This window comes from Pseudomonas sp. NFACC10-1, assembly GCF_900119195.1.
In the GTDB taxonomy this organism is placed as follows: domain Bacteria; phylum Pseudomonadota; class Gammaproteobacteria; order Pseudomonadales; family Pseudomonadaceae; genus Aquipseudomonas; species Aquipseudomonas cerasi.
In genome coordinates, this window is record NZ_FPJB01000006.1 from 259,264 (window position 1) to 278,681 (window position 19,418).

Below are 19,418 nucleotides of genomic sequence, written 5' to 3' on the forward strand. Positions count from 1 at the left end.
GGCCGGAGAATCACGCTAACCGTTGATAACGCCATGCATTCGAGCGTTTCGAAGCATACGTGCTTTGCATATAAAACGCCTAGCGAGGAACACCACCCATGATTGCGCTGTTGAAACCGACTTCCGAGCAGGTCGGTCACTATGACCGTTTCCTCAATGCCCTGGCGGAGGGCGGCTTTCGTGGCGAAATAGCCCGTGACCACGGTGCGCGCACAGTGCTGGCCACTGACAACTCCATCTACCAGCGCCTGCCGCAGGCTGCCGTGTTCCCGATGGACAGCCATGACGTCGCAATCGTCGCCCGGCTGGCGGCGCGGCCCGAGCACAAACAGGTGGTGTTGACCCCGCGTGGCGGCGGCACCGGGACCAACGGGCAGTCGCTGACCGACGGCGTGGTGGTCGACCTGTCGCGGCACATGAACGCTATTCTTGAGATCAACGTCGAGGAACGTTGGGTGCGCGTGCAGACCGGTGTGGTCAAGGACCAGCTCAATGCCGCGCTCAAGCCGCACGGGCTGTTTTTCGCGCCGGAACTGTCGACTTCTAACCGCGCCACGATTGGCGGCATGATCAACACCGATGCCAGCGGGCAGGGCAGTTGCACCTACGGCAAGACCCGTGACCACGTCCTTGAGCTGTCCACGGTGTTGCTGGGCGGTTCGTACGTCAACAGCCATGCGCTGAATGTCGAACAACTGGCCAGCGAGCAGGCACGCGTCGACCGCGCGGGCGACGTTTATCGTTGCGCGCAGCAGATCGCCGATACGCAGGCACAACTGATCAAGGATGTCTTTCCGCCGCTTAACCGCTGCCTGACCGGCTACGATCTGGCGCACTTGCGCGAGGAAGACGGGCGTTTCAACCTCAACAGCGTACTTTGCGGTTCCGAAGGTTCACTGGGGTTTATCGTCGAGGCCCGACTCAACGTCCTGCCGATCCCCAAACATTCGATTCTGGTCAATGTTCGCTATGCCGGTTTCATGGACGCCCTGCGGGACGCCAAGGCGCTGATGGCGCACAAACCGCTGTCCATCGAGACCGTGGACTCCAAGGTGCTGATGCTGGCCATGCAGGATATCGTCTGGCATGGCGTCGCCGAGTATTTCCCCCAGGACCCTGCGACGCCGACGCTGGGCATCAACCTGATCGAATTCAGCGGCGATGAGTTGAGTGAGGTGGAACAGCGCGTTCATGCGTTCGTTGCGCACTTGCAGACTGACACATCGGTGGTGCGCCTCGGCCACACGTTGGCGGCTGGCAGTGCAGCGGTGAACCGCGTCTACACCATGCGCAAGCGCTCGGTGGGGCTGCTCGGCAACGTCAAGGGTGAAGCGAGGCCGCAGCCGTTCGTCGAAGACACTGCCGTGCCTCCGGAAAATCTCGCCGACTACATTCAGGAGTTCCGTGCGCTGCTGGACAGCTACGGGCTGCAATACGGCATGTTTGGCCATGTGGATGCCGGCGTGCTCCACGTGCGACCGATTCTAGACATGAAGGACCCCGCGCAGGCGGCGTTGATTCGGCCAATCTCCGACGCCGTCGCCGCGCTGACTAAACGCTATGGCGGGCTGCTCTGGGGCGAGCATGGCAAGGGCTTGCGTTCGCAATACGTGCCTGAATATTTCGGCGAGTTATATCCCGCATTGCAGGCCCTCAAAGCCGCCTGCGACCCGTTCAACCAGCTCAACCCCGGCAAGATCGCCACGCCTGCGACGGTGCCGGAATCACGCTTGACGCTGGTGGATGAAGTGACACTGCGTGGTGACCTGGATCGCACGATCGATGAACGCGTCTGGCAAAGCTACGACAGCGCGCTGCACTGCAATGGCAACGGCGCCTGTTACAACTATGACACCGACGATGCCATGTGCCCGTCGTGGAAAGCCACCCGTGACCGTATTCACTCACCCAAGGGCCGCGCTTCGCTGGTCAGGGAATGGCTGCGTCTGCAAGGCGAGCAGGACGTCAATGTCCTCACCGCCAGCGCCAGGGCGCGCAGTGCCAATGTGCTGAAAAGTCTTGCCGAGAGAACCGTCAACAGCGTCGCCAGAGTTGCGGGGCAGAAGGATTTCTCCCATGAAGTCTACGACGCCATGGCCGGTTGCCTGGCCTGCAAGTCCTGCGCGGGACAGTGCCCGGTGAAGGTCAACGTGCCCGAGTTCCGTTCGCGCTTTCTCGAGCTGTACCACAGCCGCTACCTGCGCCCGATCAAGGATTACCTGATTGGCTCGCTGGAGTTCAGCATCCCGCACCTGGCGCGCTTTCCGAAGCTGTATAACGCGATCATGGGCGCAAGGCTGGTGCGTTACCTGCTTGAGCATGTGGCAGGCATGGTCGACAGCCCGTTATTGAGCCTGACCGACTTCCGCGCGGCCTGCGCTCGCTGGAATGTCGGCATCGCTACGCCGCAGCGCCTGGCCGCGTTGAGCGAGGAGGAGCGCAAGCGCACGGTGGTGCTGGTTCAGGATGCATTCACCCGATACTTCGAAACCCCGTTGGCGGCAGACTGGCTGGAGCTGATTTCGCGTCTCGGTTATCAGGTCTACCTCGCACCGTTTGCGCCCAATGGCAAGCCGCTGCAGGTGCAGGGTTTTCTGCAGGCGTTCGAGAGGGCTGCCGGTTTCAACAGCCAGTCGCTGGGCAAGCTGGCCGGGTACGGCATCCCGCTGATCGGTCTGGACCCGGCCATGACCCTGGTTTACCGCCAGGAGTACAGCAAGACGCTGGGCAGCGAGAATGTACCCGAGGTCATGCTGCCGCAGGAATGGCTGGCGTCCACGGTCGAGGAAGGTCGTGATGGGGCATCGGAAGAGACGTACTACTTCCTGCCGCATTGCACTGAAAAGACCAACGAGCCCGCCAGTGTCGGCCTCTGGCAGAAAGCCTTCGCCCGCGCCGGGCTCAAGCTGGAAGTGCTGGCCAGCGGCTGCTGCGGCATGTCCGGCACCTATGGGCATGAAACCCGAAACGCGAAAACCAGCGACATCATCTATCGTCAGTCCTGGCAGCCACTGGTGGCGCGGCATGGCGGTGAAGGTCGACTGGTCGCCGATGGCTACTCATGCCGCAGCCAGGTCAAGCGCCAGGATGGCAAAGTGGTGCAGCATCCACTACAGGTACTGCTGGAACGGGTGAGGGCACTATAGAGAGGACGCAGAGCGTCCAGAACGGCATGCCCGCGCGGAGCATGGGCACGATAGTTACAGGACTATCGTTCCTCACGCTCCTGCGTGGGAATGCCTTGCGTGATGCTGCGCGTCACAGATCTGTGCCGCGCCGTTCGGCCAGAACTTAGACCAGGTACTTGTTGAACCATCCCAATGTGCGGTCCCAGGCCAGTTTGGCCGCGGCTTCGTCGTAACGTGGGGTGGAGTCGTTGTGGAAACCATGATTGGCGCCCGGATAAATGTACGTTTCGTACGTCTTGCCCGCAGCTTTCAAGGCTTTTTCATAGGCCGGCCAGCCTTCGTTGATGCGGGTATCCAGTTCGCCGTAGTGAATCATCACCGGCGCCTTGATCTTCACCACGTCTTCGGCATTGGGCTGACGCCCGTAGAACGACACCGCAGCGCCCAGCTCCGGGTACGCAACCGCCGCAGCATTGGCCACACCGCCGCCGTAGCAGAAACCGGTGATGCCGACCTTGCCGGTGGTCGCGTCATGCTTCATCAGCCACTCGATGGCGGCAAAGAAGTCGTTCATGAGCTTTTCCGGGTTGACCGTCTGTTGCAGCTCACGGCCCTTGTCATCGTTGCCCGGATAGCCGCCGACCGACGACAGCCCGTCAGGTGCCAACGCAATGAAACCGGCTTTGGCAACGCGGCGCGCCACGTCTTCGATGTAAGGGTTCAAGCCGCGATTCTCGTGTGCCACAACCACTGCGGGTACTTTTCCGGCGGCTTTGGCCGGACGTACCAGATAGCCGCGAACCTGACCATGCCCCTTGGGCGAAGGATAGGAGACATACTCGGCAATGATGTCCGGGTCGGTGAATTCCACCTGTTCGGCCAGCGCATAGTTGGGGCTCAGCGAGGCAAGCAGCGCACTGGCGGTCAGGCCGCCAAAGGTGAACAGCGCTGCACGATCGAGAAACTCGCGCCGATTGATCCTGCCGTGTGCGTAGTAGTCATAAAGCTCAAGCAGTTCAGGAGCAAAGTCTTTTGCGGTGAGACGTTCCATCGGTAAGCTTCCTTCCGAATCATTCAGGGCTGCCTGCATCTTGGCGGGCTGACGAGCAATACGTGATCAACACAAGGTCCGCTCCCGATAGTATTTCCGGAGCATCAGGATCGCTACCGTAAAGCGACGAAAAACCGCCATACGCTGCCCGGAGTGCAAGCTCACTGCATATTGCCGGACGCTGCCGACGGCCAGCTGACTATGAAAATTCAGGCACGGGATTGCACTACACGGTCTCAATGATGTCCATTTGAGTCCTTCCGGCATTCACGGGGTTCGGGCGCTGCAGACAAATATATTATCCAGTCGCTGTATAAAGCGGCGTCGGTTCAGGCCGACAATACATCATGATCTCGCCCCTACGCTGATGGTCATATTCCACCTGCATTTCGAGATAACGTGATGATGAGCCTTCCGACGGAAGACCGCACCCAGCTGTTCAAGGACACGGCTATCCAGTTCTGGAAACACATCACCCCGATCGTTTATGTCGCTCTGGGCATTCACTGTGTGTGGCTGACAGTGTTCCTGGGGTTGGGCATGAAGATCATGTGGATGGCGAACATCGTCAGCACGCTGGTTTACGTCAACTGCATCTACTTGATCCGCAGGCGTCGGCATCGACAAGCCGGACAACTGATGTGCCTGGAGATCATCGGCCATGCCGTGCTCGCGACGTGGCAGCTGGGCTGGGAAAGCAACTTCAGTTTCTACATATTCTGCGTGATTCCCGTCATTGCCTTCACGTTTCAACTGAACGTCATCAGACGCATTGCCTACAGCGTGGCGATTCTGCTGTCGCTGGTGGGCTGCTTTGCCTTTCGCCGATACACGGGGCAGGGATCCGGTCTCAGCCAGAACGTGCTCGATGCGTTCGGTATCGTCAACGTACTCTCTGCGACCACTCTGTCGATTTACGCCACTGCACTGTCGGTACGTTTCACCTCGTCGATGCAACTGAGCCTGTTTCATATCGCCAACCGCGACAGCCTGACCAATCTTTATACGCGCAGACGAGTGCTGCATCGCATACGCGAGCTGGAAGGCCGACGGCAGGGGCTGTCGGCTTCGTTGATCCTGCTCGACATCGATCATTTCAAACAGATCAATGATATCCACGGGCATGAAACCGGCGATGTGGTTCTGCAACGGGTCGCCGAGATCATCGGTTCGAGCGTGCGCAGCAGTGATATGGCAGCGCGCTGGGGCGGCGAGGAATTTTTGGTGCTCATGCCTGACACTACGCCCGAAGACGCACTGCGCGCGGCAGAACGTATCTGGCGGCGTATCGCCGAAGAGGCCGGTCTGATCAACGAGCGCATTATCGCCGTCAGCGCCACAGTCGCTGTGGCGACCATCGCCACGGGCGAGGCGTTTCAGTTGGCCCTCAATCGCGCCGACACGTCGCTGTACATGGGCAAACAGCAGGGCCGAAACCGGGTAATGATCGCCGGATGAGGTGCTGGCTCACGTCAGGCGCTACCAGCGTGTAGACTTTCGCGCTTTGAACCGGGGAGCACAGCGTCGTGCTTTCTCATCGGCAGTGTATCGATCAAGGCATGCTTATGGATTTGCGTCAGCTCGAAGCCTTCGCGGCAGTCATGTCGGCAGGCAGTGTCACGGCGGCAGGGAAAATGCTCGGCCGATCTCAGCCCTCGGTCACCCGGGCCATTCAGGAGCTCGAGCAGGAACTGGGCTTTGCGTTGTTCGAGCGCAGCGGGCCAAAGGTCACGCCTACCCACAAGGCATTCATGATGTATGGCGAAGTGGAGAGTGCGCTGCTGGGGGTGCGCAACATCCGCCAGCGCGCGCAGCACATTGCCCAGGAGGAGAACCATCAGATCAAGCTGGTGGCGATCTCGGCCCTGGCGGCTGGCCTGCTGCCTGCTGCATTGTCGCGCCTGCCCGCGCACCTGCGTCCGCAACATATTCAGCTGCATAGCATGTCTCCGGAGAACGTGGTTCAGGCTGTCCTGTCGAAAACCATGGACCTGGGCGCGGTCAGCCTGCCGCTTGAGCATCGTGGTCTGGAAATCCACTGGATCGGCGAGGCGCCTTGTGTGGCGGTATTGCCAGCCGATTCGGCGCTGGCCGCTCATGAGGTGCTGTCGATGGAGCTGCTGCGTCAGCAAACGCTGATCACCATGGCCAACCCGTATCGCTTTCGTCGACGCATCGACAAGGCGTTTCAGGAGGCGGGTGGTCAGCCGCCGCGCATGCTGGACACCAATACGTCGCTGATTGCCATGCAGATGGCCAGGGTCGGGCTGGGCGTTGCACTGGTCGATCCGTTCACAGCGCTGGGGGTGCCGGTACAAGGCCTGGTCGTCAGACCGATCGCCTGCAACATTCCGTTTTTCTTCGGGCTGATTTCAGCCTTCGCCAGCCCGTTGTCGGATGTGGCGAGCGCGCTGATCGATGAAATTGCCGACAGCGCAAAAATCCTGCTGCCGGAAATGATCATGCACGAAGCCAGCGCGCACGATGCCCTGTTACAGAGCATTTATGCCGAGTGAGCGGGCCATGCAGGCAGCATTCAGGCCCGGTTGCTGATAACGCCTGTCGTCGCACAAGACTGAAAGCCGGACGCAGCGCGTCCATGAATAGCCTCCGTAACGCCTTGTTTCTCGGTACGCAAAGCTCGCCCAAATTCCATTTTGGAATATAAATATGCTTTTTTGCGCGTTGCGAGAATATAAATCGGCTTTTACTATTCGAATTAAGCATTCAAAGGCTTTAAGAATTCATTTAAAACAATATTGGAATGATTCTTGAAGTGCTTTGAATCAAGCTCGGGCTTGTAGCCCGATCATTTTTTCGAGTACCGATCAATGTCCGATGTGAACGCACCCACTGGCCTGGCCGCTCTGGAAGCTCGCTTGCAGCAGGATCTGGCCTGGCTGGATCTGCCCGCCAAGCCATGGGTCAAGCCCAGGATCAGCGCAGGGCAGGCCGTGCTCGACGTAGCGATCATCGGCGGAGGCATGGCCGGTCTTGCGCTGTCCGCAGAGCTGCGCAACCTCGGCGTAGCGGCGGTCATTTTCGATCAGTCACCAGCAGGTTTCGAAGGCCCCTGGGCCACCACCGCACGGATGGAGACCCTGCGCTCGCCAAAGCAGTTGACCGGGCCGGCGCTGGGCTTGCCAGCGCTGACATTTCGCGCCTGGTACGAAGCGCAATTCGGTGTCGACGGCTGGGCGTTGCTGGACAAGATTCCACGTCTGCAATGGGCCGAGTACCTGCGCTGGTATCGCAAGGTGCTGGCCCTGGACGTACGCAATGAGCACCGCATAAGCCGGGTAGCGCCCAGAACGGACGGTCTGATTGAGCTGGATGTCGTCACGCCGGTGCAGACGCAATTCCTGCTGGCCCGCCATGTGGTGCTCGCCACGGGTCGGGACGGTCTGGGCGGTCCTTGGGTGCCGGATTTTGCCCGGCAGTTGCCGCAGCACTTGTGGACACACTCGGCGGCGGGTTTGCAGGACAGCTGGTTCGCCGGTAGACGCGTTGCGGTCATCGGTGGTGGCGCCTCGGCGATGGACAGCGCTGCCACGGCGCTGGAGGCTGGCGCAACGCGGGTCGATCTGCTGATCCGGCGTGCCGAGCTGCCGCGCATCAACAAAGGCAAGGGCGTCGGCAATCCCGGTATGGTCCATGGCTACTGGCGCCTGCCCGACGTCTGGAAATGGCGCATTCGCCACTACCTCAATACCCAGCAGGTCCCACCGCCGCGCGGCAGTACCCTCAGAGTGTCCGCTTCCGGCAAGGCGCGGTTCATGCTCGACAGTCCGGTGCTTTCCGTCGAGGAGAGCGCTGCTGGAGGCGTCTGGCTGAATACGCCGAAGGCCCGTATCGAAGCAGATTTCGTGGTATTTGCCACCGGGTTTCGCACCGACTTCCGGCAGCGCCCGGAATTTGCGCCATTCTCTGCGCAGATCCGCGTCTGGCAGGATCGCTTCCAGGCACCGAGCGGCGAAACCGATGCCGAACTGGCTGCGCTGCCGGATCTGGGCAACTGCTTCGAATTTCAGGAGAAGACCCCAGGCGCCTGCCCGGGGCTGAACCACATTCACTGCTTCAGTTATCCAGCAGCATTGAGCTACGGCGCGGTGTCCGGTGACATTCCTGCTATCAGCGAGGGCTCCAAACGTCTGGCCCATGCCCTGGTCGGGCAGTTGTTCAACGAGGACATCGCCCTGCATTTCGACACCATGCTCGATTACGCCGAGCCAGAGCTGCTGGGCGATGAGTGGGTCGCCAGCCAGCCAGGCGCTGCAGAGCTGCGCCAATGATCGGCTGGGCGCTGCGTCGGCTGACTCAATCATTGCTGGTCATCCTGTTGATGACGCTGGTGGTGTTCGTCGGCCTCAATGCCATCGGCAACCCAATGGACATTCTGGTGGGTGAAGACCTCAATCAGGCCGAGCGTCTGCAGGCCATCGCGCATTTGGGGCTGGACCAGCCGCTGTGGCAGCAGTACCTGATTTTTCTCAAGGGTGCGGTTCACGGCAATCTGGGGCAAAGCTTCGTGTATCACGAGGACGCCATGCGCCTGATTCTGCAGCGTTTGCCTGCAACCTTCGAACTGGCGTTCAGCGCCCTGTTTCTGGCAGTGGTCATCGGTGTGCCGCTGGGAATGTTTGCCGGCATGTACCCCGAGCATCCGCTGTCCCGGCTGATGATGGCCGCCAGCATTGTCGGCTTCTCGCTACCAGCCTTCTGGGTCGCATTGATGATGATCATGCTCTTCTCCATCACCTTGGGCTGGCTACCGGCCAGCGGTCGGGGCGAGACCCGTGAGTGGCTGGGCGTGCAATGGTCATGGCTGACGCTGGACGGCTTGCAGCACCTGCTGTTGCCAGCGCTGAACCTGGCGTTGTTCAAGATTTCCCTGGTGCTGCGCCTGACCCGAGCCGGTGTGCGCGAAGTGTTGCCCCAGGAATTCGTCAAATTCGCCCGCGCCAAGGGCCTGTCACCGATGCGCGTGATGTGCATGCACGTCATGCGCAACACCATGATTCCGGTGGTGACGGTGCTGGCCATGGAACTGGGCTCGACCATCGCCTATGCCGTAGTGACTGAAAGCATTTTCGCCTGGCCGGGTGCCGGCAAGCTGATTCTCGACAGCATCAACATGCTTGACCGCCCTGTGGTGGTCGCTTACCTGATGGTGGTCGTGGTGATTTTCGTGGTGCTCAACCTGATCGTCGACGGCTTGTATTACTTGCTGGACCCACGTGTACGCATCGAGGCCTCCCGATGAATGTCATTGAAAAAGCCCCGATCGGCAGCACGCTGTTGCAGGCCCAGTCACCCTGGCGACGAGTGCTGACCGAGTTCTTCAGCTCGCCCACTGCGGTGACGGGCCTGGTGGTCCTGCTGCTCATTGTGCTGGTTGCAGCCCTGGCGCCGTGGATTGTGGTGCAGAACCCCTACGACCTGATGCAGCTCAACGTCATGGACGCGCGCATGCCGCCTGGCAGCCTCAATGGGGACAGCGGTTACATCTATTGGCTGGGTACCGACGGGCAGGGCCGCGATCTGGTCTCGGCGATTATCTATGGCCTGCGCATCAGTCTGTGGGTAGGCATTGGCTCGGCGTTGATTGCGGCAGTGATCGGTACGCTGCTCGGGCTGGTGTCTGCGTATGTCGGCGGTTGGCTCGATGCTTTGCTGATGCGTCTGGTCGACCTGCTGCTGTCGTTCCCGGTGATTCTCATGGCGCTGATGATTCTTGCCTGGCTGGGCAAGGGCGTCGGCAACGTGATGCTGACTCTGATAATGCTTGAATGGGCCTATTACGCGCGCACCGCACGCGGTCAGGCGCTGACCGAAAGCCGCCGTGAATACGTCGATGCGGCGCGCGGGCAGGGCGTGGGGCCGCTGCGTATTGTGGTTGGCCACATTTTGCCCAATTGCCTGCCACCGCTGATCGTGATCGGCGCCTTGCAGATCGCCCGCGCCATCACGCTGGAAGCAACCCTGTCGTTTCTCGGCCTGGGCGTACCGGTCACCGAGCCGTCTCTGGGGCTGCTGATTGCCAACGGCTTTCAATACATGCTCAGCAATGAATACTGGATCAGCCTGTTTCCGGGCTTGGCGCTGTTGATCACTATCGTTGCGATCAATCTGGTCGGTGACCGTTTGCGCGATGTCCTGAACCCGAGGTTACAGCGATGAGCGTGCCTGAAATGTCGCCTGCACCTGACGCAGCCCAACAGCCGACCCTCGATGTGCGCGACCTGTGCACTTCGTTTCATACCCGCGCCGGTGTGCTGCCAGCGGTGCGCAACGTTTCGCTGCGGGTACAGCCGGGACGCATTCTGGGCCTGGTGGGTGAGTCCGGTTCGGGCAAGTCGGTCACCGGCTTTTCGATCCTCGGTCTTGTCGATGAACCTGGGCGCATCAGCGGCGGCCAGGTGCTGTTCAAGGGGCGCGATCTGACCAGGCTGTCTGCCTCGCAACTGCGTGACATTCAGGGCAACCGGGTAGCGATGATCTTTCAGGACCCGATGATGACCCTCAATCCGGTGCTGCGGGTCGACACGCAAATGATCGAGGCCGTACGTGCGCACAGCCCGCTGAGCAAGCGCGAGGCCCGCGAACATGCCAGCCGCACGCTGGCGCTGATGGGCATCGCCAGCCCGGAAGAACGTCTGCGCGCCTATCCGCATCAGTTGTCTGGCGGTATGCGCCAGCGGGTGGCGATTGCCATCGCGCTGCTGCATGCGCCGGACCTGATCATTGCCGATGAGCCGACCACGGCGCTGGATGTGACCATTCAGGCGCAGATTCTCAGTGAAGTGCAGAAGCTGGTGCGCGAGCAGGGCACCTCGCTGATCTGGATCACCCATGATCTTTCCGTGATCGCGGGGCTGGCTGACGATGTGGCGGTGATGTATGCCGGACGCATCGTCGAGCAGGGTTCGGTCGCCGATGTACTGGATCGCCCGCAACACCCCTACACACAAGGGCTGATCGACAGCCTGCCAAGTCGCAACCAGCGCGGCCAGCGCCTGCGGCAGATCCCGGGCATGGCACCCGACCTGCTGTCGATGCCGGTCGGTTGTGCTTTCGCGGCGCGTTGCCCCAGAGCCTCGCAGGTCTGTGCGCAGGAGCCTCAACCCCACGAGGCACGACCGGGCCAGATGGTTCGCTGTTTTCACCCAGGAGCGGCCGATGCCCAGTGATCAGATTCCCCTCATCGAGCTGCATCAGGTCAGCAAGACTTTCGGCAAAGCCGTGGATAAGCGCTCCCTTCAGGGGCTCCTGCAACGGCTGCACCTTACCCGTGCAAAACCGCTGACCCATGCGGTGGATCGTGTCGATCTGCGCATCATGCGCGGTGAAGTGGTCGGGCTGGTGGGCGAGTCAGGCTGTGGCAAATCGACCCTGGGGCGCATGGTTGCCGGGCTGCTGCCGGTCTCTTCAGGCACCACGTCGGTGGACGGCAGGCCGCTGGACAGCCTGACCACACGTGAGCGCAAGGCGCTGCGCCTGAAAGTGCAGATGATTTTTCAGGACCCGTCGTCGAGCCTCAACCCGCGTCTGCGGGTCGACCGGATCGTTGGCGAAGGTGCGCTGTTGCACGGCTTGACCGACCGCAAGGGCGCAGATGATTACGTCAGTGCGCAATTGCAGCGTGCCGGGCTCAGCCCGCAATTGCGTCAGCGCTATCCGCATCAGTTCAGCGGTGGCCAGCGTCAGCGCATCGGGATTGCCCGTGCGCTGGCGGTGCAACCGGAACTGCTGGTGTGCGACGAGTCGGTGGCGGCGCTGGACGTGTCGATTCAGGCGCAGATCCTCAATCTGTTCATGGACCTGCGCGACGAACTGGGCCTGACCTATCTGTTTATCAGCCATGACCTGGGCGTCGTCGAGCACCTCTGCGACCGCGTCGTCGTGATGTACCTGGGTCGTGTGGTCGAGACAGCATCGGTCGATGACCTGTTCGCGCGGGCCAATCACCCGTACACCCAGGCTTTGCTGGCGCAGATCCCGCGCTTCGATATTCGCAGTACCCGTTATGACGCGATCCAAGGGGAAATCCCCAGCCCGCTTAACCCGCCTGCCGGGTGTCATTTCCACCCTCGCTGCCCGCACGCCATGGCGCGCTGTCGCGAGGAAGTTCCAGCGCTGCGGGAGGTTTCGCCGAATCACCAGAGCGCCTGTCACCTGAATGACCAACGCTGAACGGGCACCTCAAACCCGTCACCTTCTGCCATTGCGTACAAGGAATCACCCATGAAACCACTCGTTCGTTCGTTGTTAGCGTCGGCCCTGCTGCTGGCCGCCGGCAGTGTCACGGCACAGGACTTGCGCATCGGCTATGCCGACCCGGTCTCGTCCCTCGATCCACAGCTCAATAACTATGCCGGAGACCGTTCGGTAGCGTTGCATGCCTTCGAATCGCTGGTCAGCCGCCGTGATGACAAGACCCTGCCAGGCTTGGCCAAGAGCTGGAAGGTCGTGGACGACACCACCTGGGAGTTCGCCCTGCGTGATGACGTCAAATGGCAGGATGGCACGCCGCTGACCGCCGATGATCTGGTCTTCTCCTTCGAGCGCGCGCGAAACGTACCCGGCAGCGTGGCCTCTTACGCAGGGGCCATGCGTACCGTGGAATCGGTCAAGGCCAAGGACGATCACACACTGATCATCAAGACCCGTTCGCCCAACGCCAATCTGCTGCCGGACGTCGATTCGATCTATATCGTCAGTCGCCACGCCGGTGCGGCAGCCAGCAGCGCCGATTACAACTCGGGCAAGGCGATGATTGGCACCGGACCTTACCGGTTTGTCTCGTTCGTGCCGGGTGATCGCACGATATTCGCTCGCAATGACAGTTACTGGGGTGGCAAACCGACCTGGGACAAGGTTGATTTCCGTTTCATCGCCAACGCCGCCAACCGTACTGCAGCCTTGCTGGCGGGCGATGTCGACGTGATCGACAAGGTATCGCCTACTGATGTGGAGCGCCTGCGCAAAACGCCGAACGTCAATGTCTTCGCCTATCAGGGGCTGCGTGCGCTGATCATTCAGCCGAGTTTCCGCGCCGGCCCGAACGAGTTCATTCGCGACAACGCGGGCAAGCCGCTGGCCGAAAACCCGCTGCTGGATGTGCGGGTGCGCAAGGCGCTGTCCCTGGCGATCAACCGCCCGGCCATCAATGAACGCATCATGCAGGGTACCGTCACCGAGGCCAATCAATGGATGCCGGCCAATACGTTCGGTTACAACCCGCAGATCAAGAACATTCCCTATGACGTCAAACAGGCCAAGGATCTGTTGGCGCAGGCAGGCTTTCCCGAAGGCTTTCAAATGACCGTTCACGTACCGGGCGACCGTTACCCGCAAGCGCCGGAAGTCATGCAGGCAGTGGCGCAGTTCTGGACGCGGATCGGCGTCAAGGTCCAGCTGGAGGTATTGCCGTGGGCGGTGTACGCGGGCAAGGCCAACAAGAATGAACTGGCGATCAGCGTGATTGCCTGGGGCAATGGCACCGGCGAGGCGGCGTATGCCCTGACCAATATTCTGACCACGGTCGACAGCAGCAAAGGGCAGGGCGCTTCCAACTGGGGGCATTACAGCAATCCGCTGGTGGACAAGGCCCTGGCTGATTCGACCGCTGAGTTCGACGAGGCCAAGCGCCGCAAGATTCTCCAGGACTCGGTGCAGATTGTCAGTGACGACGTCGGCATCATCCCGCTGTTCCATTACCAGAACATCTGGGCCGCGCGCAAAGGCCTCAAGGTCGAGCCGCTGGTCAGCGACCGCACTGCAGCGACCATGGTCACCGAGCAGCCTTGATTCTCTTTCATGAACGCGCCGCTTTTGCCAGCGGCTGCGCGAATGCAACCACAGCATTGCAGGACCTGTCATGACATCGACCACTGAACATTCAACGACTCCGGACACCCTCGATAGCCTGTTGGGCATTGCACCCGACAGCCCGCTGCACGCGGTTCGTCATGCGCGGGACAAGGTGGCCCTGGCAACCCAGGGCAGTCAGGACTTGTTTTTCGACCCGGCACTGGCGCACAACCTGTCACTGAGCGAACGCCTTTGGGTGGCGTATTACGCAACGCTGCTGAGCGCGCAGCCGACTCTGAGCGGGTATTACCTGTCGCAGTTGCAGACGGCAGGCGCCGAGGCAAATGTGCTGGCCGATGTGGACGCCAGCCGAATCGATCTGCTGGAAGACCCACGTCTGGCGGCGATCCTGCGCTTCACGCGGACCTTGATCGAGTCTCCGGTACACGGCGATCAAAGCGCGTTGCAGGCGCTGCAACATCAGGGCCTGAGCACCGCTGAAATCGTAGTGCTGGCACAACTGATCGCATTCCTGTCCTATCAAGTGCGTCTGGCCGCAGGGCTGGATGCGTTAAAGTCTGCCGGAGCAGCCTGATGAGCGAACTGATTGAAATTGAAGGTTTCACCAATCAGGTACTGGGCTGGAAAGCCTGGCTGCCCACCGTGGACCTCGACAGCGCAAGCGCCGAGCAGGTCGCTGTGCTTGAAGAAAGCCACCCGCAGGCCAAGACCTCGGATTACTATCTGACCCTGGCACATCACCCTGACATCCTTCGTCAGCGCTCACAGGCGTTCAACGCGATCATGTACGCACCGGGTGGCCTGTCGCGCGCCGAGCGGGAGCTGGCGAGCACTGTCGTGTCGCGGATCAACCGCTGCGTGTACTGCGCGTCAGTGCACGCGCAACGCTTCGAACAACTGGCCAAGCGCAATGATGTTATCGCCCAGGTATTTGCCGACCCCCATACGGCAGGTACGACCGCGCGTGAAAAAGCCATCGTGCAGTTCGCCATCGACCTGACGCTCGAACCGGACTCGCTCAACGCCGGGCACATCAATGCACTGCGCGAGCAAGGGCTGGACGATGCGCAGGTGCTGGACCTGATTCACGCCATCTCGATATTTGCGTGGGCGAACCGGCTGATGCTCAATCTGGGAGAACCAGTGTTTCCAGAGGTTTAAAGACTGCGGTGTTCTCAATCGCTGCCGCGCTTCAGTAATGGCCGGGGCGAAGTCTGGCCCGGTCGTTGCAGGTTCGCTGTACTAGTGGATAAGCGACCTGGTCACGATTGAGGTAATGGAATGCTGATAGCGCACATTTCTGACACGCATGTACGACCCAGAGGGCTACTCTATCAAGGCGTTGTCGATTCGAATGCAATGCTGGCGGCTGCCGTCGAAACGATAAACGCCCTGGATCCGGCGCCTGATCTGATCCTGTTCAGCGGTGATCTGGTGGACGAGGGGCGACCCGAGGAGTACGCAATGGCCCGAGAGCTGCTGCAGCCGCTGCGCCAGAGGTTTTTGATGATACCGGGCAACCATGATCATCGGCAGAACCTGCGTAGTGCCTTCCCGGAGCACGATTACTTCATCAATGAGGAAAACTGCAGCTTCGTCGACTCGGGTTCCGCGCCGATGCGCATCATCGGGCTGGATATCAGCGTGCCCGACCAGCACCACGGCGACATGACCGATACCGCCACCCAATGGCTGGATCGTACACTGGCGCTGGAGCCTGACAAACCGACGTTGATCATGATGCATCAGCCGCCGTTTTCAAGTGGCATTCACTGCATCGACGCCTATCGCTGTGAAAGGGGCGAGCGGCTGGCCGAGGTGGTCTCCAGATACCCGGCTGTCGAGCGAATCGTCTGCGGTCATATTCATCGTTTCATGCAGCTGCGCTTTGGCGGCACGCTGATGTGCACGGCCCCGAGCACGACGACGGCCATTGCCTTGCAACTGCGCCCGGATGCTGCCGACGCTTCCTATGTCGAGCCTCCCGCGCTGTTGCTGCACCACTGGAAGGCCGACACCGGCCTTATTACCCACTGGGTGCCGATAGGCCGATTTGAAGGACCGTTCGCCTTCGCCTGAGCCGCCGCATCAGCCTGGCAGCCAAGCGCCGTCAGGCCACTTGGTCGTTAATGAGATTGAACAGAATGACGGCCGCAATCAATCACCGGTAGCGCAATGCCTCCAGCAAAAGGGCAAATGCGGGTGATGCCTGGCGTCTGCTCGGGTAGTAGAGGTGGAGGCCGGCAAAGGTCGGTGACCAGTCTTCCAGCACCTGAATCAGGCGTCCGGCTTCGATATGCTGGGCGACAAGGTCATGCGGGATGTAACTCAGGCCGAAGCCATCGAGTGCAGCATCCAGCAGTGGATAGACCCCGTTGAACGTGACCTGACCGGTGACACGCACGTTCAGGCTCTCACCATCCTTGGCGAACTCCCAGGCGTACAGCCCGCCGTTGGTAGGCAGTCGCAGATTATTGCAACGATGGGCTGTAAGGTCTCTGGGCGTCTCGGGTTTCGTGCGGCCTTCGAAGTAGGCTGGAGAGCCGACTACCGACAGACGCATGTCCGGGCCTATGCGGGTGGCGATCATTCCGTCTGCTACGGCTTCACCCAGCCGCACCCCCGCATCAAACCCCTCGGCGGCGATGTCGACGAAGCTGTAGTCGCAATACACTTCAACACTGATGTCAGGGTACTTGGGCAGAAAGGTGTTGAGCACTGGCCGGATGATGAGGTCCAGTGAGTGATCCATCGCGTTGATACGGATCTTGCCGGCAGGGGTGTCGCGCAAGTCGCTCAGTCCTGCCAGCTCGATTTCAATTTCATCGAAGTGCGGGCCGACTTTCTGGATCAGGCGTTCGCCAGCCTCCGTGGGCGATACGCTACGCGTCGTACGTGTCAGCAGACGCAGGCCAAGGCGCGCTTCCAGGCTGCGAACGGTATGACTCAATGCTGATTGTGAAACACCCAGTTTGGCAGCTGCCTTGGTAAAGCTTCGCTCTTTAGCGACTGCGAGGAAGGCAAGCAGATCGGCGGCGTTTTCCCGAAGCATTGATGAGTCCTGTCGATAAGTATTTTCGAATTGTAGTGGATAGTCGCAATAGTTCTCGGTGGGTAGATTGGAGCACTCTCCAATAACGCTTAAGGATTTGCCATGATTGTCATCAATTCCAGCGGCTCACAGCCATCAGCCAGCGGCCCGGCCGATTACTTCACCGGCACCGTGCGTGTTGATGCGCCATTCAAGGGGTCGCAAGACGCCAGAATCAGCGGTGCTACCGTCACCTTCGAACCTGGCGCACGCACGGCCTGGCATACCCATCCCTTGGGGCAGACGCTGATTGTCACAGCAGGCGCGGGGCTGGTGCAGGAAAAAGGCCAGCCGGTTCGTATGATCAAGCCCGGCGATACTGTGTGGATCGCGCCCAACGTCAAGCATTGGCATGGCGCAACCGCAACGACGGCCATGACCCACATCGCCATTGCTGAGGTGCTGGAAGGCGAGGTGGTTGATTGGATGGAGCAGGTCTCGGATGTCGACTACCACGCCGCCAATAACGGCGAGTAACCATGCCGGGGCCAGGTCGCCATATCAATACGAGGCCCGAATCGCCTTCGGCGATCACTTCGCCAACGGTCTGCCCGCGCTGACACCGCGGGCGATGGCTTGCCCTGTGGAGCCTGCACCGATGACCAAGATAATTTTTTCGGGTTTCGCATGAACAGTTTCTCGGTAAAACTCGAGCGAATCCGCATGTGCAAATCCGCCTCGTGATGACCGGATTACCTTATAGGCCTGTCATTTCGTCAACAATAGAGCGTGATCGGATAGGCTCATGAATTCAGCTCATGAGTAAACATTGAAGAGGACGTCCATACAATCAGGCATCAGTATTTCTGCTTGAGCCTCGACCACATCAGCGAGGCAAGCGAGCGGGATGCCATGAGCTGTTCCTCGGCTCGAACTGCAGAGGGCAGGGCATGCCACGGTATGCTGGCGGTTCGGTGGTGCTGCAAGTGCAGGTTGATGTGGTAGGGCCAGATGAAAAATCGTCCCAGCCAGCCGATGCGCCAGGCGTATGTCCAATCTTCCCAGCCAGGCGTGACGCCGGGGCCGCCGCTGTGCTCGGCCATGCTGCGAATTTTCTGTAGCAGGGTGCCGACCGTTATCAGGGGCAGAAACCACAGCATCGCCACCAAACAGAACGTTTGCGCCGAGCATTGCCAGATGAGCGCGGCGACAATCACCAGCCAGACCAGCGCTGCCGAAATCAGCGGGCGGGTGATCGCTGGCGGCGCGCCTCCTGCGGCCTTGTAGGCGGCAATATTGCGCAGCGTATTGATCAGCAGCAAGTCGCCCAGCAGTTGTCTGGCCAGCAGCTTCGTGGTTAACGGCCGGAAATGCCAAGGCTGGCGGTAATAGAGAAAGCGTCGTTCCGGGTCCTGTTCGGTACCCGCGTGCTGGTGATGGTCCAGGTGCAGGGGGCGGTAGAATTCGATCGGCACCAGGCCCGGGACACCGATAGCCAGGTTGATCAGGAAGTCATTGGTACTGCGCTGTCGAGTCAGGTGGTAATGGGTCGCATCGTGATACAGAACGAACAACGCGTGCTGCCTTGCTGCCACGACGAGCACAGCCAGCAGATAAAAGCGCCAGTCTGCGAGGTAAATCGCGACACGAATCGTGACCAGTATGCACAGCCATTCGAGCAGCAGTGCCGATAGAGTGCGCATGTCCACCGCACAGTGCCTGAGGACCAGAGTCGTGATACCGCAGGCCACGCCAATGACCAAGCCTGAGACCATGTCGGTGAAGACATGCTGCCCGGTGGTCATCACCGTCAGCATGAGCACTGCACTCCAGAGGACAAATACCCAGGCCGATCGCAGCCGCAACCCGCCCATGACCATGCTGATTGCAACAGGTAACGCCACATGCCCGCTGGGTGAGGCCGCCAGTGGCGCATCGAGCCGGTACAGCCTGTCGAGCCACGCGGAACCGGTTTCAGGACGCAGGATCATGGTCGGCCAGAACAGGTGGCTGACCAGGCACAGCCCGGCGGCCAGGGCACCAGCGAAAAACACCGGCAACAGCCATGATGACTGGCGCCCCATGTACACAAGCACTGGCATCACCAGCGTATAGCTGAGATACAGCGGCAGCGTGAACGGCAGCAAGGGCATATGAGCGTCGACAATGCCAGGCTCGACGAGTCTTACAGCGCCCATTGGAACGTGTGTGACCAGAAAGTACAGCAGGCCGGTGACCAGCAGGTAGGCCAACAGCCACGTGACGGGACGATCAGTGCTGGACGTGGCGCAGTGATGAGGATACATGGGTGCGAAGCCTGGTTCATTCGATACGTGCGCAAGCGAACACCCGGACAGGCCAGACTATGCGCAGC

16 protein-coding genes are annotated in these 19,418 nt (G+C 60.5%); 13 read left to right on the forward strand and 3 right to left on the reverse strand.

From position 1 onward, the window contains the following. Window positions 1-98 precede the first annotated feature (98 nt). Window positions 99-3,146: a D-2-hydroxyglutarate dehydrogenase YdiJ gene (locus BT119_RS18575; RefSeq protein ID WP_072366586.1), complete on the forward strand. Its 3,048-nt coding sequence runs from the start codon at window positions 99-101 to the stop codon at window positions 3,144-3,146. 145 nt (window positions 3,147-3,291) lie between these two features. Here the strand turns inward: BT119_RS18575 and yghX are convergent, their stop codons facing one another. Then, a complete protein-coding gene (yghX, locus tag BT119_RS18580) occupies window positions 3,292-4,179 on the reverse strand; it encodes a YghX family hydrolase (protein ID WP_003416575.1) in 888 nt (295 codons plus the stop codon). Window positions 4,180-4,581: 402 nt separating this feature from the next. On the opposite strand from yghX, the gene BT119_RS18585 reads away from it, so the two are divergent. The 11 genes from BT119_RS18585 to BT119_RS18635 all read left to right on the forward strand — a co-directional run bounded on the left by BT119_RS18585 (window position 4,582) and on the right by BT119_RS18635 (window position 16,092). Further along, window positions 4,582-5,637, forward strand: coding sequence for a GGDEF domain-containing protein (locus tag BT119_RS18585; protein ID WP_054081446.1), 1,056 nt, complete (start codon window positions 4,582-4,584; stop codon window positions 5,635-5,637). A 107-nt stretch (window positions 5,638-5,744) separates the two neighbouring features. Then, window positions 5,745-6,695 carry a LysR family transcriptional regulator gene (locus tag BT119_RS18590; protein ID WP_072366588.1) on the forward strand — a complete coding sequence of 317 codons (951 nt, stop codon included), beginning with the start codon at window positions 5,745-5,747 and terminating at the stop codon, window positions 6,693-6,695. Window positions 6,696-7,010: 315 nt separating this feature from the next. Further along, window positions 7,011-8,471 (forward strand): NAD(P)-binding domain-containing protein, encoded by a 1,461-nt coding sequence (locus tag BT119_RS18595; protein WP_058396949.1) that lies wholly within the window; start codon window positions 7,011-7,013, stop codon window positions 8,469-8,471. After that, on the forward strand, window positions 8,468-9,442 hold the full coding sequence (locus BT119_RS18600; RefSeq protein ID WP_003369562.1) for an ABC transporter permease: 975 nt from the start codon (window positions 8,468-8,470) through the stop codon (window positions 9,440-9,442). The genes BT119_RS18595 and BT119_RS18600 overlap by 4 nt, the downstream gene beginning before the upstream one ends. After that, entirely contained in the window at window positions 9,439-10,359 is a 921-nt protein-coding gene (locus tag BT119_RS18605; protein WP_058417146.1) for an ABC transporter permease, read from the forward strand. Before BT119_RS18600 ends, BT119_RS18605 begins: the two co-directional genes overlap by 4 nt. Continuing rightward, window positions 10,356-11,369 (forward strand): ABC transporter ATP-binding protein, encoded by a 1,014-nt coding sequence (locus BT119_RS18610; protein WP_003369566.1) that lies wholly within the window; start codon window positions 10,356-10,358, stop codon window positions 11,367-11,369. Before BT119_RS18605 ends, BT119_RS18610 begins: the two co-directional genes overlap by 4 nt. Then, complete coding sequence (locus BT119_RS18615; protein ID WP_003434043.1) at window positions 11,359-12,372, forward strand: ABC transporter ATP-binding protein; 1,014 nt, start codon at window positions 11,359-11,361, stop codon at window positions 12,370-12,372. The genes BT119_RS18610 and BT119_RS18615 overlap by 11 nt, the downstream gene beginning before the upstream one ends. 51 nt (window positions 12,373-12,423) lie before the next feature. After that, complete coding sequence (locus BT119_RS18620) at window positions 12,424-13,989, forward strand: ABC transporter substrate-binding protein (protein ID WP_065349859.1); 1,566 nt, start codon at window positions 12,424-12,426, stop codon at window positions 13,987-13,989. Window positions 13,990-14,059: 70 nt separating this feature from the next. After that, window positions 14,060-14,587 (forward strand): CMD domain-containing protein, encoded by a 528-nt coding sequence (locus BT119_RS18625; protein WP_072366590.1) that lies wholly within the window; start codon window positions 14,060-14,062, stop codon window positions 14,585-14,587. Then, window positions 14,587-15,174, forward strand: coding sequence for a peroxidase-related enzyme (locus BT119_RS18630; protein ID WP_072366592.1), 588 nt, complete (start codon window positions 14,587-14,589; stop codon window positions 15,172-15,174). The genes BT119_RS18625 and BT119_RS18630 overlap by 1 nt, the downstream gene beginning before the upstream one ends. Before the next feature lie 120 nt (window positions 15,175-15,294). Continuing rightward, window positions 15,295-16,092 carry a phosphodiesterase gene (locus tag BT119_RS18635; RefSeq protein WP_072366594.1) on the forward strand — a complete coding sequence of 266 codons (798 nt, stop codon included), beginning with the start codon at window positions 15,295-15,297 and terminating at the stop codon, window positions 16,090-16,092. 82 nt (window positions 16,093-16,174) lie between these two features. Here the strand turns inward: BT119_RS18635 and BT119_RS18640 are convergent, their stop codons facing one another. Continuing rightward, the gene (locus BT119_RS18640) at window positions 16,175-17,065 is read right to left on the reverse strand and encodes a LysR family transcriptional regulator (RefSeq protein ID WP_054081437.1); all 891 of its coding nucleotides are present in this window, start codon (window positions 17,063-17,065) and stop codon (window positions 16,175-16,177) included. 102 nt (window positions 17,066-17,167) lie between these two features. On the opposite strand from BT119_RS18640, the gene BT119_RS18645 reads away from it, so the two are divergent. Next, entirely contained in the window at window positions 17,168-17,581 is a 414-nt protein-coding gene (locus BT119_RS18645; protein ID WP_003434032.1) for a (R)-mandelonitrile lyase, read from the forward strand. A 320-nt stretch (window positions 17,582-17,901) separates the two neighbouring features. Here the strand turns inward: BT119_RS18645 and BT119_RS18650 are convergent, their stop codons facing one another. Beyond that, window positions 17,902-19,350, reverse strand: a complete 1,449-nt coding sequence (locus tag BT119_RS18650; protein WP_072366596.1) for a fatty acid desaturase — start codon at window positions 19,348-19,350, stop codon at window positions 17,902-17,904. Between the last annotated feature and the right edge of the window lie 68 nt (window positions 19,351-19,418).